Annotated in this window: 11 protein-coding genes; 7 read left to right on the forward strand and 4 right to left on the reverse strand. The window is 44.0% G+C overall.

From position 1 onward, the window contains the following. Positions 1-5: 5 nt before the first annotated feature. Positions 6-911, reverse strand: a complete 906-nt coding sequence (gene argF / locus C1X04_RS04855) for an ornithine carbamoyltransferase (RefSeq protein ID WP_110575616.1) — start codon at positions 909-911, stop codon at positions 6-8. Between the two features lie 244 nt (positions 912-1,155). Between argF and grxD the strand changes: the two genes are divergently transcribed. Then, entirely contained in the window at positions 1,156-1,485 is a 330-nt protein-coding gene (gene grxD, locus C1X04_RS04860) for a Grx4 family monothiol glutaredoxin (protein ID WP_110575618.1), read from the forward strand. 95 nt (positions 1,486-1,580) lie between these two features. Then, positions 1,581-2,204 carry a peroxiredoxin gene (locus C1X04_RS04865; protein WP_110575620.1) on the forward strand — a complete coding sequence of 208 codons (624 nt, stop codon included), beginning with the start codon at positions 1,581-1,583 and terminating at the stop codon, positions 2,202-2,204. Between the two features lie 78 nt (positions 2,205-2,282). Here the strand turns inward: C1X04_RS04865 and C1X04_RS04870 are convergent, their stop codons facing one another. From C1X04_RS04870 to C1X04_RS04880, 3 genes are all read right to left on the reverse strand, one after another. Next, entirely contained in the window at positions 2,283-2,672 is a 390-nt protein-coding gene (locus C1X04_RS04870) for a VOC family protein (protein WP_137169297.1), read from the reverse strand. Between the two features lie 9 nt (positions 2,673-2,681). Next, complete coding sequence (locus C1X04_RS04875) at positions 2,682-3,635, reverse strand: LysR family transcriptional regulator (RefSeq protein ID WP_110575624.1); 954 nt, start codon at positions 3,633-3,635, stop codon at positions 2,682-2,684. A gap of 113 nt (positions 3,636-3,748) precedes the next feature. Beyond that, complete coding sequence (locus C1X04_RS04880) at positions 3,749-4,636, reverse strand: LysR substrate-binding domain-containing protein (RefSeq protein ID WP_110575626.1); 888 nt, start codon at positions 4,634-4,636, stop codon at positions 3,749-3,751. A gap of 250 nt (positions 4,637-4,886) precedes the next feature. Here C1X04_RS04880 and C1X04_RS04885 point away from each other — a divergent pair, with 250 nt between their 5' ends. The 5 genes from C1X04_RS04885 to C1X04_RS04905 all read left to right on the forward strand — a co-directional run bounded on the left by C1X04_RS04885 (position 4,887) and on the right by C1X04_RS04905 (position 13,687). Next, positions 4,887-5,492: a YitT family protein gene (locus tag C1X04_RS04885; RefSeq protein WP_137169298.1), complete on the forward strand. Its 606-nt coding sequence runs from the start codon at positions 4,887-4,889 to the stop codon at positions 5,490-5,492. 325 nt (positions 5,493-5,817) lie between these two features. After that, positions 5,818-7,602 carry an EAL domain-containing response regulator gene (locus C1X04_RS04890; protein ID WP_137169299.1) on the forward strand — a complete coding sequence of 595 codons (1,785 nt, stop codon included), beginning with the start codon at positions 5,818-5,820 and terminating at the stop codon, positions 7,600-7,602. Positions 7,603-7,677: 75 nt separating this feature from the next. Then, positions 7,678-10,392 carry a PAS domain-containing hybrid sensor histidine kinase/response regulator gene (locus tag C1X04_RS04895; protein ID WP_137169300.1) on the forward strand — a complete coding sequence of 905 codons (2,715 nt, stop codon included), beginning with the start codon at positions 7,678-7,680 and terminating at the stop codon, positions 10,390-10,392. A 188-nt stretch (positions 10,393-10,580) separates the two neighbouring features. Next, positions 10,581-12,359 carry an ATP-binding protein gene (locus C1X04_RS04900; RefSeq protein WP_137169301.1) on the forward strand — a complete coding sequence of 593 codons (1,779 nt, stop codon included), beginning with the start codon at positions 10,581-10,583 and terminating at the stop codon, positions 12,357-12,359. Then, positions 12,356-13,687 (forward strand): cobyrinate a,c-diamide synthase, encoded by a 1,332-nt coding sequence (locus C1X04_RS04905; RefSeq protein WP_137169302.1) that lies wholly within the window; start codon positions 12,356-12,358, stop codon positions 13,685-13,687. The genes C1X04_RS04900 and C1X04_RS04905 overlap by 4 nt, the downstream gene beginning before the upstream one ends. The last annotated feature ends 4 nt before the right edge of the window (positions 13,688-13,691 follow it).

The raw sequence follows: 13,691 nt of genomic DNA on the forward strand, positions 1-13,691 counted from the left end.
TTGTGTTAGCGACACAGCAAAAATTCAAGTAGTGCTTTTTGGGCGTGGAGGCGGTTTTCGGCTTCGTCCCAGACAACACTATCAGGGCGGTCAATCACGTCAGCAGATACTTCTTCGCCACGGTGCGCTGGCAGGCAGTGCATGAATAAGGCATCAGGGTTGGCTTTTGCCATTAGGTCGGAATTTACTTGGAAGCCATCGAAATCTTTTAGGCGTTGCTCTTGTTCATCTTCTTGACCCATGGAAGCAAAAACATCCGTTACGATTAAGTCCGCGCCTTTTGCTGCTTCGTGAGCATCATGAAGTACGGTTATACGATCACTGTGTTCGGCAACTAGGTCAGCATTAGGCTCGTATCCAGTAGGGCAGGCAACAACCAACTGGAAGTCCAGCATAGCAGCAGCATTGATATAGGAATTGCACATGTTGTTACCATCGCCAACCCAAACGACTTTTTTGCCTTGGATTGAACCACGATGTTCTTGGTATGTTTGCATGTCTGCAAGCAGCTGACATGGGTGGTAGTCATCTGTAAGAGCGTTGATGACAGGAACCGAAGAGTATTTAGCAAAGGTTTCAACGGTTTCATGATCGAACGTTCTAATCATGACAGCATCAACCATGCTCGAAATAACACGAGCGCTGTCTTCTACTGGTTCACCACGTCCAAGCTGTGTGTCACGTGAAGAAAGAAACAGCGCATGCCCACCGAATTGAGCCATACCTGCCTCAAAAGAAACCCGCGTACGAGTAGACGACTTTTCAAAGATCATCGCCAACACTCGGTTTTTAAGCGGTTGAAATAGTGTGCCTTCGTGATGGATTTTCTTAAGCTCAGAGGCTCGAAATAATAACTGTTTTAACTCATCGGAAGAAAGATCCTTCAGAGTAAGAAAATGTCTAGGCGACACGCTATAGCTCCTTAAATTGTGTGCTGAAAAGGGAATCGACCAATTTAATACACTCAGGTAAGTGAGTAAAGGACATTTAACAAGGGAAAGTGTAACTGAAAGCACTCTTTTGGGGTTGTAAATACACCACTAGACCCAATAAACTGATGCAAGTTTAATGATTTTAATAGACTTGAATTTTGTAAGGGCATTAATCGTCCACGATGTCCTTACTAAAAGACAGTTGCAGAGCGAGGTTTTAAGCATGAGTAATACAATCGAAACAATTAAAGAGCAGATTAGTAGTAATGATATTTTGCTATATATGAAGGGGAATCCTCGCGCTCCACAGTGTGGGTTTTCATCTCAGGCTGTCCAAGCACTAATGTCATGTGGCGAGCGTTTTGCCTTTGTTAACATTTTGGATAACCCAGACATTCGTGCTGAGCTGCCAAAATACGCTAACTGGCCTACTTTCCCGCAACTTTGGGTGAAAGGTGAGCTAGTCGGTGGTTGCGATATTATTGTTGAGATGGCATCTAACGGCGAATTACAAGCGCTGATTAAAGAAGCCGTAGGCTCTTCTGAAGAGTAAGTTTTTTGCGTCCCTTATTAGTGTAAATAATAAGGGACGCTAATTGAGTTAAATTTAGCCTTTAAACATCAAGCAATAAAAAGGAGACGTTAAAAATGTCTATTTTAGTTGGTAAGAAAGCCCCAGATTTTACAGTTCCTGCCGTATTGGCTGACGGCCAAATTGTTGATTCTTTCAGCCTTTCTGAAACAATCAAAGGCAAATACGCCATTGTGTTCTTCTATCCATTGGATTTCACATTCGTTTGCCCTTCAGAAATTATTGCTATGTCTCACCGTATGGAAAAATTCCGTGAAATGGGTGTAGAGGTAATCGGTGTGTCTATCGACTCTCACTTTACTCACAATGCTTGGCGTAACACGCCAGTAGAAGAAGGCGGTATCGGCGCGGTTGAATACACTCTAGCTGCTGATATGGACCATGCAATTGCTAAAGCATACGGCATTGAATCTGAAGGTGGCGATTCTTACTACCCAGCGGGTGTTGCGATGCGTGCATCTTTTGTTATCGACCAGAAAGGTATCGTTCGTTCACAAGTTGTTAACGACGAGCCTATCGGCCGTAACATGGATGAATTGGTTCGTATCGTTGATGCGCTACAATTCTTCGAAGAAAATGGTCAAGTTTGCCCAGCTGGCTGGAACAAAGGCGACAAAGGAATGAACACATCACCTGAAGGTGTTGCGTCTTACCTTGCTGAGAACTCAAAATCTCTATAAAACTTTCGGTTTTATATGACCAAAACGCCTGCTACTGAAAAGTAGCAGGCGTTTTTTTTGCCATTGGGTTTATTGGTTTTATAGCTGATAAAGCTCTAGAGGCAAGTCGTCAGGGTCAGTGAAGAAGGTGAAACGTTTACCCGTAAGTTCATCCAGTCGGATGGCTTCGGTTATCACACCATGCTGATTTAGATGCTGTATGCAAGCGTCTAAATCGTCTACAGCAAACGCTAAATGTCGCAAGCCTTGTGCTTCTGGCCGAGAAAGACGTGCTGGTGGCGAGGGAAATGAAAACAGTTCGATTTGTTGATTGGGAGTAACAGCAAGATCAAGTTTGTAGGATTGACGTTCTTCTCTATAGGTCTCAGCAACGATACGAAACCCCAGTATTTCACTATAAAATTTCTTTGAAACTGGGTAGTTCGAACAAATAATAGCGACGTGATGAATGTGTGAGATAGAAAGCATGTTGATGTCTTATGTTTTGGTTTGTGCTTTTAGCTCATTGGCAACATCGATGACCTGCCTTCTAAACCAAATATGACTGGCATCGTGATGAAGGAGCGGACTCCAAATCATTTTTAGTTCAATTTTGGGAATATCGAATGGTGGGTCTAAAATCACCAGATCAGGGTTCTTTTTGTTCACCATGGCCACTTTTCTGGGCAGCGTGGCAATCAGGTCTTGCTCAAGCGCTAGATGCATTGCCGTGTGGTAGCTTCTGGTAAAGACTCGGATACTACGTTTGTGATCCAGTGTCTGCAGTGCTTCATCAACCCAGCCTAATTTTTGTACGTCGTTTGGGTCCATACCAACACCGACGCCAAACCCTGTTTTACTTACCCATATGTGCTGAGCCGCCAAGTAGGCGTCAATGTCAAAGTGATCTTTAATTGGGTTTCTTGAGCTCATCATGCAGACAAAGGTGTCGAACCAAACGCTTTTTTGATGAAATGATTGGGGTAATTCTTCAAAGCGATTAATCGCCATATCAATCTTACCGGCTTCGACATCATGAAAGGTCACATCGCTCGGGGTCATGATGTCCAATGTGATGCCTGGTGCGAATTCACGCAAACGATTGAGTAATCGTGGAATTACCGTAGAAGCCGCGTAGTCACTTGCCATAATGCGAAACACTCGTGTACTTGTGCTTTCATTAAAGTCTGCTTCTGGCTGCAGAGCTTCTTCTAACTCGAGAAGTACTTTACGCACAATGGGCTGCAAACGGAGGGCTTTTTCTGTGGGCTTCATGCCTTCGCTGGTGCGAACAAGTAACGGGTCACCCAGTAGATCTCTTAAGCGCTTTAATCCATTGCTCATCGCGGGCTGTGTGATGTTAAGTTTATTTGCAGAACGTGTGACGTTACATTCTCTTAACAGTACATCGAGATAAATAAGAAGATTAAGGTCTATTTTATTAATATTCATATTTTTTCTAGGGGTCGCATGGCTTATGTAATGAGTTGATTGTATTGGCCTTTGTGCAAACTACAACAAGAGAATGCATAATGTTAATCAGCATTCTATTTTTGCTATTGGTTTTAAATGCTTGGTAAAACAGGAACAGCACGACAAAGGTCAATAAAACGTTGGGCATTTTGAGTAAGCGCTGTATTTTTTGGCGTTACGATTAATAGATTTCGGTTTAGCTCTAAAGGTGTTTGGTAAAGGCGTATCAGCCCAGAGTTCAGCTCTTGCGAAATAGCCATTCGAGATAAGCAGCCAAACCCCATTTGATGGATGACGGCCTGTTTTACTGCCTCCATATGAGCGAGGGATAACACCACATTGAGCTGAGGAATATGAGCAGCCGTTGCTTGCTCAAGTATGTTCCTTGTTCCTGATCCTGATTCACGCATTACCCAGCTTGCTTCTTTTAAGTCTTCCCAAGATAAGTTTTCTGGTCGATCTTCTTCTGCAGAGCCAAATACGACTAATTCATCTTTAAGCCACACTTGTGTCATGAGTTCTGCATGTTGGCAGTAACCCTCAATAAAGCCTACTTCAGCTTTACCTGTTAACAGCTGTTGGATAACACTTTGTGTATTGCCAATATCTAGGTTAAAGCGGATGTTTGGGTGTTGGCGCTTAAATAAAGACATTTGTTTTGGAAGCAGATAATTGCCAACGCTTACACTTGCGGCTAAGTGAAGAGAACCACTTAATTCGTCTTCATTGCCCATGCTTTCTATTTGCTCTATCTGGCTTAGAACGGCTCGAGCCTGCGGAAGTAGGTGTCTAGCTTGGGGCGTGATTTGTAAGCGCTTGCCATGGCGACGAAAAAGAGGGCGTCCTAACAGGGCTTCTAGCTCTCTTAGGGCCTGACTTGCTGCGGGCTGGCTAATAGAAACCATTTCGGCGGCCGCGGTTACGGATCCGGTGTGCACAACGGCTTCAAATATCTGTAATTGTCTAAGTGTTATTCTCATTATTGTATTGTAGCTCTGTTTTTGGCTGGAAGAGTAGTGCTAATGCTTATTGACTATATAAATGAGTGAAAGTGCCAATAAATCCGTAAAAACTGATTGTGCATTTTTCTTTTATGGTATGAAATATGCACAAATTGTACTGATAGGCTCAGTACTGTATCTGGTCTGTGTTATCCGCTTCCAAAAGAGGCGATTTACAAACCTTTGTTATTAACCAAAAGTTAATACGTTATCCGTAAAGGACATTGCCATGAAAACCACTCACCGTTGGCTCTCTATTGTTGAGGGCTGTTTGCTTGTTGCTTTAGGCTTACACATTCTTAATTCTGCCGGACTATTAATTAGTGGAACGGCGGGAGTCAGTATGATTCTGCTCAGATTGACAGACTTATCTTTTGGTACTTTGTTCTTTTTGCTGAATATTCCTTTTTATATCTTGGCTTGGTGTGCTTTAGGCCGTGATTTTACTATCCGAACATTTGCCAGCGTTAGTCTTTTATCCGCTTTATCTGAGCTGATGAAGCATTATGTTATTGTATCCATGCATCCTGGGCTTTCGGGCGCATTGGGTGGGTTGTTGGTAGGCTTTGGGCTTATTATTTTATTTCGACATAACGCTTCATTGGGCGGATTAAATATATTGGCGGTTTATTTAGAGCGTCAATTTTCTATCCATGCCAGTAAAACTACGTTATTGGCTGATATTTTGGTTTTGGTGGCTGCCATAATTTTCCTTGATTTAAGTCAGTTAGGCTATTCCTTGTTGGCATTTTTGCTATTGAGCTCTGTTGTCGGCCGTTATCATCGACCGCCAAAATGGGCGCAGAATTCCTTGGTTGATGCGAAAGCGAATTGAGACTTTTATTCTTCTAGTAACGAGTATTCTGCTGAGTTGATTAAGGTGCGTTATGAGGCAATGTGATTCATTGAACGCACTTTATTGGCGCTTTTTTATCTTGCTTCTCATCTTAAAATTAAATTAATACGTACCTTATATGTGCTGATATCATGACTTAAGGTAGGGTTTATTTACATTTTGCCTTTTTATCTGCGTAACTAAGATGGATCTTTTGTCGGAAACAGGGTTAATATTTAGGGGTGTTACTTACATATTGTTCGATTATGGCGTTTTAATTACTTTTACAAGTGATTGTAAAATCATAGAAAAGGCATAGCTAGGTATGAAGCAATTCCCAACAGTGTTGATTGTCGATGATGTACCTGAGAATTTACGCGTATTACAAGAAGTAATGGATACGTTAGATTGTCAGATTGCTGTTGCGAATTCTGGTGAAAGGGCGTTAGAGCTATTAGAACGAACGGCACCTTGCTTAGTGTTGCTAGACGTTATGATGGGCGGCATAGATGGCTTTGAAACTTGTCGACGAATTCGATCCCACCCTGTACACAAAGATATCCCTGTTATTTTTGTCACCGCATTAGAAGATGAAGTGAGTCGTGGCTTTGAGGCCGGCGGTAATGATTATATTAGTAAGCCAATCCGGATAGAGGAAGTGCGAGCCAGGGTTCAGCATCAACTAGAAAAATTTCAACTTGTTAATGAGCTCAGGGAATTAACATCTCATCTTGAAGAAAAGGTGCGTGAGCGAACCGCTGACCTAAATCTGCTAAATCGCAATCTGCGCAAAGAAGTGAACGAAAGACGCTATATGCAAGATCGTCTAAAGTATTTAGCGCAGCATGATTTTGTCACACAACTATATAATCGTGATGCGCTAGACGAACACATTTCTTATCTTATCTCTGGTATCCAAGCCAATACATCCAATCACATACCTTATTTTGTATTAATTGATATTAATGAATTTCGACTGATCAACGATTCATGCGGCTGCATTGCTGGTGATGAATTATTGCATCAACTGGCGATCATGATGAGTGAGCTTGTGGATCCGCAGCGTGATTTTTGTGCGCGTTTAAGTGGTGATAAATTTGCCATAGTGATTAGCCAAGGGGGAAATGAGGCGGTTGAATCCTTCTTTCGGCTTTTGCAAAAAGCCATTCAACAGTTCTCGTTCGTCTGGGACGAGCGCAAATTTCGCATGACAGTAACCCAAGTGGCTATGCCTATTACCATCGATATGGTGTCATTTGAACAAGTTGTGATGCTCGCGGACGAACTATGTTACACCAGTAAAAAGTCTGGCATTCATTCTAAAATTATCAAAAATGCACAAGATTTGGCTTATGAAGAGCATCGTGGGAATTTAAATTGGGGCCTTCGTATTATCGATGGTTTAGAAAAAGATCTCTTTGAAATTCATTTTCAGCAAGTATTTTCGCTTCTTAAAGAAGAGCCGAAAAAGAAGATTGAGATACTGGTAAGGCTCATTGATGAAGATACGGGTAAATTAATTTACCCAAATGATTTCATCCGTGCTGCAGAGCGCTTTGGCATTGTTTCCAAAATAGACCGCTGGGTGATTCGCCATACTATGCAGAGAATGGCTGAAAACAGTGATTTATGGGAAACAATAGATCAAGTGGCGCTTAATGTTTCAGCGCTGTCTGTTAGACAGGCGAACTTTGCAGAATTCATTGTTGAGCAATTGACGGAATTTCAGTTGGACGGTTCAAAGTTCTGTTTTGAAATTACCGAAACCGAGGCATTAAATAACTTCGCTGACACTCGCCGTTTCATGTCTTTGCTGCACGAGCATGGTTGTGCGATTGCGCTGGATGATTTTGGTACCGGTTTTTCATCTTTTGCCTATTTAATGGATTTGCCCTTCGATCTAATCAAAATAGATGGCATGTTTATCAAAGACATGCACCTCAATGAGATCCATTACGGCATGGTAGATTCAATTGTTAAGCTAGCCAAAATGCTGGACAAACCCGTTGTGGCTGAATTTGTTGAAAACCAAAGCATTGTTGATAAATTGAAATTGCTTGGTGTGGAATGGGGTCAAGGTTACTTTTTTCATAAGCCTGAAAAACTCTAGAGTATCGAAAACTCAGAGCAGAACAAATATCCAATCTACAGTAAGTCGTACGTTTGATGTTTCTAAGGATTAAGTATGGATATGCAACTGCCAACACTCTTCAAAATACTCGTGTTTCTATTTTGTGCGACCGCTTTTATTTTAGTGGTGCTGCAGATTGTTTTCCTATGGCGATTCAAGCTTTTACAACGCCGTTATTCAAGAGCAATTCTTGCGACCAACGCCGGTGTTTGGGAGTGGTATCCGGAAACAAATCGGTTGTATGCTTCCTCCGAATTTTTTATGCAGCTAGGGTTTGAAGAAAAAAAGACACCTAAAAGTCTAGAAGACTGGTTGGCGTTCTTATCCCCAGATGATCAATTGGCGTTCAACGCATGGGCAGAAGGCTTGATTGAGCAAAAAGCGGCGAGTGAGCGTAAGTCAGTGCGTCTGCAAATTCAAAACCCTTTAAATGAATGCTTTTGGATCGAAATGCGCGGCAGCGTCATCCGAAGAGATAAGCGTAATAGAGCCCTGAGTGTGGCTGGCATCTTTGAAGAAGTTGGCTATTGGGTCCAGACTGAGAACGATTTAATTCTTGCTCGTGAAGATGCAAAGCGTCGAGAGCTAACTTTATCTTCATTGCTTAATAATATCCCCGACATAGTTTGGTCTAAAGATGAGCAGGGGAACTATCTAGATTGCAATCAGGCTTTTTTGGATTTCAATCAGCTGACATTGGATGAAGTGAAGGGAAAAAGCGACATAGATTTAGACCTAGATGGAAAAGGGGCCTATTACCAAAGAGTAGGAAATGCGCCTTTAGAAACCGGTATGACATCACATGAGCAAGGTTGGGGAACGCCGAAAGATGGAGGTGAGCCATGCTTATTTGAGGTACATCGTGTTCCTGTGGTCGAACCTGCCATAAACTTTTGTGGCACGTTGGGCATAGCTCGAGATATTACCGAGCGCCATCGACTTATTAACCAGCTTAAGTTGTTCAAAAGCTTTGCAGATAATTCAGCGCAAGGTTTTGCGATGGCCACATTGGATGGTGATATTAACTACTTTAATAAAAAAATACGCAGCCTGCTTGGTGTGGATGAAGAAGTCACCGATGCGTCTTTGGCAGAATTAAATTATCTTGATTTTTACCCTGAAGCTAGCCAGAAATATCTCAAAGAAACTGTGATTCCTTATGTCAAAGATCATGGTGTATGGGAGGGCGAAATGCAGGCTAAAAGCATGGATGGTCGTGTTTTTGCTACTCATGAAACCTATTTTTTACTTCGTGATGACAATGGTCATGCCACTTCTGTAGGTTACATCATGAGTGATATTACTGAGCAAAAAAATGTCTCTGCACAATTAGAGCAAGCCAAAGAAGCAGCAGAACAAGCAAGCCAAGCGAAAAGCCATTTCCTTGCCAATATGAGTCATGAAATCCGCACCCCGCTTAATGCCATTATTGGTTACGCGCAATTAATTAGTGAAGACAATCAACTGACGGGCGTTTCCAGAACGCGATTTTTATCGATTGCCAGCGCAGGAAATCGTTTACTAGGCCTAATCAACGACATTTTAGACATAGCGCGTATTGAGTCTGGTCGACTTGTATTGCATGAACAAAAAATGAATTTATGCCGAGAAGTCAGTCAGATTAGCAAACTCTTTCAAGGACAAGCCCAGGATAAAGGGTTAGACCTTATCGTAGAGTGCGATGTCGATGATCGCCTGTATGTCTGGATGGACCCCGTTAAATTTCAGCAAATCATTACCAACCTTTTGGGTAATGCAGTGAAATTTACAGCCCAAGGGTCTGTTAAGGCGGTTGTTCAAATTGTAGAAGAACGCATTCATGTCAGTATTGAAGATACAGGGCCAGGCATCGAGACAGAGTTAATGGAGCATCTGTTTACGCCATTTGTGCAGGGTAAAGCGGGCGAAGCATCAGGTGGAACTGGGTTAGGTTTAGCCTTATCGACGACTCTTGTTAAGTTAATGCAGGGTTCGTTGTCTGTTAAAAGCAGTGACGGTGTTGGAACGCAAATTGTTGTCGACTTACCTCTATCGAAAGTAGAAGACGATGACGTACTGGATGTGAGTGAGCAAGATTCATTGTTGAATATGAGGCTTAATAATCCCATCAAAGTGCTGGTGGCAGAGGATGACGAATGGTCACGAGATATTCTTGTGTCTTTGCTTGAAAGTGCGGGTTGTCAGATTATTGAGGCCGAAGATGGCGAGCAAGCTATAAAAGCGTTTGGGCAATATTCGCCTGATTTGGTAATGACCGACATTCGTATGCCTAATAAAACAGGAATCGATTTATTAAAATTTATTCAAAAAGAAGATCAAGAGCGGCGGGTGCCTGTTATTGCTGTGACAGCGTCAACATTAGTTCATGAACAGCAAGCCCTTTTGGATGAGGGTTTTTGGCAGGTCATTGCCAAGCCTTATCAGATTGAAAACATTTATACCGCATTAGCGGCTCACCTTGATGTGAAGTTTGTACCTATCGCTGACAGTGCTGAAAGTCAAAATGATTCTCATGGCGAGCTTGCAGGCGAGGCTTTGAAAGTTGAGCAAAACGAGTCGTTGCCTGAGTTAACGGTAGAAGATTGGCTGCCATTATTGCGAGCGGCGCAAAGTGGAGATGTTCAGACCACCAAAGACGTCTTTCAGGTGTTGGGTCAGTCTTTGGCCTCGAATCAACAAAAAGCCATTCAAACAGCGATTAATCAATTTGATTTAGGATTGGTGGAAACCTTGATTGCTGAATATTCTGGTCAATCGTCATTGGCCTAAGGCGTCATCGCTCTTGCCCGCTCTCTTTGCGGCTGCATGCGTTTCGTTCAAGCTAAGCTGAAGGCTTTAGGTTTGACATAAATAGGGTGCATAGATAAGGTCAAACAAGACAAATCATAGGGAAAACGCCTACAATAGACGGCTTATGTTTTTCTATTTGACCTTAACGAACCGCAACAGGTAACTCAATGTCTCCTTTAGCCTCTAGTGACTTTCCATTTACCGCAGTAGCTGGGCAAGAACCGCTTAAATTGGCATTGATTCTCTGTGCGATAAATCCACACATCGGTGGTGTCTTAATCAGCGGTCCCCGTGGCTCAGCAAAGTCTACTTTGGCTCGCGGTTTGTCGGGCGTTATGCCAGCGCTGGATGGTGAGGAATTGGCACCTTTTGCCACCTTGCCACTGGGCACCAGCGAAGACCGTTTGCTTGGCGCCTTGGATTTAGAGCAAGTCCTGCAAGATAAGAACGTCGCCTTTAAGCCAGGTTTATTAAGTAAGGCCCATGGCGGGGTCTTGTATGTCGATGAAGTGAATTTGCTGGCCGATCATTTAGTCGATCAACTTTTGGATGTGTCCGCCAGCGGGGTAAACCGTGTCGAACGTGATGGTATTAGTCACGAGCACGCGGCACGGTTTCTATTGGTTGGCACCATGAACCCTGATGAAGGCGAGCTGCGTCCGCAGTTAAAAGATCGCTTTGGTTTGATGGTGGAATTGAGCAACCAATATAGCCTTGAAGAGCGCGTGCAGATTGTTCGTCTGCGTGATGAATATGATCAAGATACACACGCCTTTTGTGATGCCTTCAAATACAAACAGCGCAACTTAAAAAACAGCATTCGCTTGGCAAGACAAGCGTTGGCGCAAGTGCGTTGCTCGGATGAGCTACGTTTAGAAGTGGCGACTCGTTGCCAGTTAGCAAACATTGATGGTGTTCGTGGTGATATCGTGTGGATTAGAGCGGCGATGACACACGCTGCATGGCGTGGTGCAAAAAGCGTATCTTGGGATGATATTCAGGCTGTAGAAGACTTAGTGTTGGCGCATCGTCGCCAAGTAAAAGCATCGCCTCAGGCCTCCAGTCCGCCTCCGTCACGTCGTCCTGATGCTTCTCGTTCTCCTTCACAAGGTAACGCGAATCAACCACAAAGCGAAAGCTCGCAAGGTCATCACGAAAATAAGCAAAGTGGTTCGGGGGAGTGGGGAAGCATGGAGCCACAAGCGCTTGCAAGTAGCGCACCGATAGAGATTGCTATTGAGGATGAAAAGCATCAGCGTCGCCCAACTCAATCCCTTATTGGAGAGGTAACGCCGGGAAAGCATAAAGGCAAGCAGCAGGGCGGTTATCGTCCTGATGTGGCGCAATCGGTTGACCGTCAATCAGCGGATGGGATTGATTGGTTTCGCAGTATTGTCAGCCAACCACAAGAATGGCCTCCGAAAAATTTGACTCCTAAGCCTGCTAAAACTGGTCAGGCTGTTTTGCATTTAGTGTTGTTAGATACCTCAGCATCGACTTTGAGCCAAGGCGTTTTTGCCCATGCTAAGGGCGTGATTTTAGACATTGCCAAGCGTGCCTATTTAGCCCGAGAGCAGATCGCCATTTTAGGTTTTGGGCAAGAGGGCGTGTCGTCTATTTTGCCCAAAGTACGCGCTCCTAAAGAAATCGCGGATTTATTGGAGAATTTAGGCGCAGGCGGTGGCACGCCGTTTCGGGTTGCCATTGAAAACGCCAGTCAGTATTTGGCGCAGCAACATAGGACAACCATTGGCTTACACAGCCAAACTTATATCTTGACCGATGGTCGCACCCAAGCTGATGTGTCAGATCTTGTTTTGCCAGGCAATACGGTGTTGATCGATACTGAAAACGCGGCCATTAAGCGTGGTCGAGGTCAGGATATTGCCCAGCATTTGGGTGCACAATACGTTTTATTGAATTCGCTTTTAGAGACTGCTTTATGACCACTTCTGTTGTTCATTGTCCCGCGTTATTTTTGACAGCACCCGCGTCGAACCAGGGAAAAACCACCATTACGGCGGCGCTGGCGCGTTATTTTACCAATCAAGGCAAAATCGTCCGTGTGTTTAAAACGGGTCCTGATTACCTTGATCCGCAAATTTTAGCGCAAGCGTCTAAGCAGCCAGTAGAACAACTGGATATCTGGATGGCGGGTGAAGAGTACTGCCAAGATAAGCTTTATCAAGCCGCCCAAGTAGCGGATTTGATCTTGGTAGAAGGTGCTATGGGCATGTTTGATGGTGAGCCATCCAGCGCTGATCTGGCCGCTCGTTTTGGTATTCCCATGGCCATTGTTATGGATGTTAAAGGCATGGCGCAGACTGCGGCTGCCGTTGCGTCTGGCTTGGCGAATTTCCGTGATGATGTGCAAGTCGCAGGACTGATTGCTAATCGCTGCGGCAGCGAACGCCATGCGGAATTGATCCGCGATGCATTACCTGCAAACTTACCTTTGCTCGCAACCTTAAAGCGTGATGAAGAGGTTACTTTACCAGAACGCCATTTGGGTTTGGTGCAAGCGGACGAAGTGAAAGATGAGCTAGAAGTGCGTTTTGAAGCGGCGGTTGAATGGCTCAAAGAAACCCAAGATACAGGGTTGTTAAACTTGCCTAGTGCCGTACCTTTTTACCCTGCCAGCCAAGTAGACACAGAGCAAACTATTGAACAAAGTTTGTCGGGGAAAACCATTGCCGTTGCCAAAGATGCCGCGTTTAGCTTTATCTATGATGCCAATCTGATTGCGCTAAAAAGCTTAGGCGCTAAATTGGTATTTTTCTCGCCATTAAAAGATCAAACCTTGCCTGAGGCCGATGCCCTTTGGTTGCCGGGCGGTTATCCAGAATTGCATGCTCGAGCCTTATCGGAAAACACAGGGATGCGCCAAGCGATTAAAGATTTTTACCTTGCTGGTAAAGGTATTTTGGCGGAGTGCGGTGGCATGTTGTATAGCTTGGAGGATTTAACCGATTTGGATCATCAGTGTTATCCCATGTTGGGGATTTTAGCAGGCCAAGGTGCGATGCGTGGCAAACGTGGTTGCCAAGGCATGCAAACGGCTGTTATTCCGCAAGGCGAAATCCGTGGTCACGCTCATCATAGATCTCGCAGTGCCAATACGCCAGAACCTGTGGGTTATGGTCGACGACAAAGACACCCAGCACCGGGCGAAGCGATTTATCAGCAAAAAGGTCTAACGGCCAGTTATCTGCATTTATTCTTTCCTTCGAACCTTGACGTCACCGCCAAGATTTTTTTAGGAAAAGGTAACTAAAATA

It is taken from the genome of Marinomonas sp. FW-1 (genome assembly GCF_005222245.1).
Taxonomy (GTDB): domain Bacteria; phylum Pseudomonadota; class Gammaproteobacteria; order Pseudomonadales; family Marinomonadaceae; genus Marinomonas; species Marinomonas alcarazii.

Excerpts from the sequence above, each read along its gene's own strand:
- C1X04_RS04890 (WP_137169299.1), top strand. The coding sequence starts at position 5,818 with ATGAAGCAATTCCCAACAGTGTTGATTGTCGATGATGTACCTGAGAAT.
- C1X04_RS04870 (WP_137169297.1), bottom strand. The coding sequence starts at position 2,672 with ATGCTTTCTATCTCACACATTCATCACGTCGCTATTATTTGTTCGAAC.
- C1X04_RS04880 (WP_110575626.1), bottom strand. The coding sequence starts at position 4,636 with ATGAGAATAACACTTAGACAATTACAGATATTTGAAGCCGTTGTGCAC.
- grxD (WP_110575618.1), top strand. The coding sequence starts at position 1,156 with ATGAGTAATACAATCGAAACAATTAAAGAGCAGATTAGTAGTAATGAT.
- C1X04_RS04905 (WP_137169302.1), top strand. The coding sequence starts at position 12,356 with ATGACCACTTCTGTTGTTCATTGTCCCGCGTTATTTTTGACAGCACCC.
- C1X04_RS04895 (WP_137169300.1), top strand. The coding sequence starts at position 7,678 with ATGGATATGCAACTGCCAACACTCTTCAAAATACTCGTGTTTCTATTT.
- C1X04_RS04875 (WP_110575624.1), bottom strand. The coding sequence starts at position 3,635 with ATGAATATTAATAAAATAGACCTTAATCTTCTTATTTATCTCGATGTA.
- C1X04_RS04900 (WP_137169301.1), top strand. The coding sequence starts at position 10,581 with ATGTCTCCTTTAGCCTCTAGTGACTTTCCATTTACCGCAGTAGCTGGG.
- C1X04_RS04865 (WP_110575620.1), top strand. The coding sequence starts at position 1,581 with ATGTCTATTTTAGTTGGTAAGAAAGCCCCAGATTTTACAGTTCCTGCC.
- C1X04_RS04885 (WP_137169298.1), top strand. The coding sequence starts at position 4,887 with ATGAAAACCACTCACCGTTGGCTCTCTATTGTTGAGGGCTGTTTGCTT.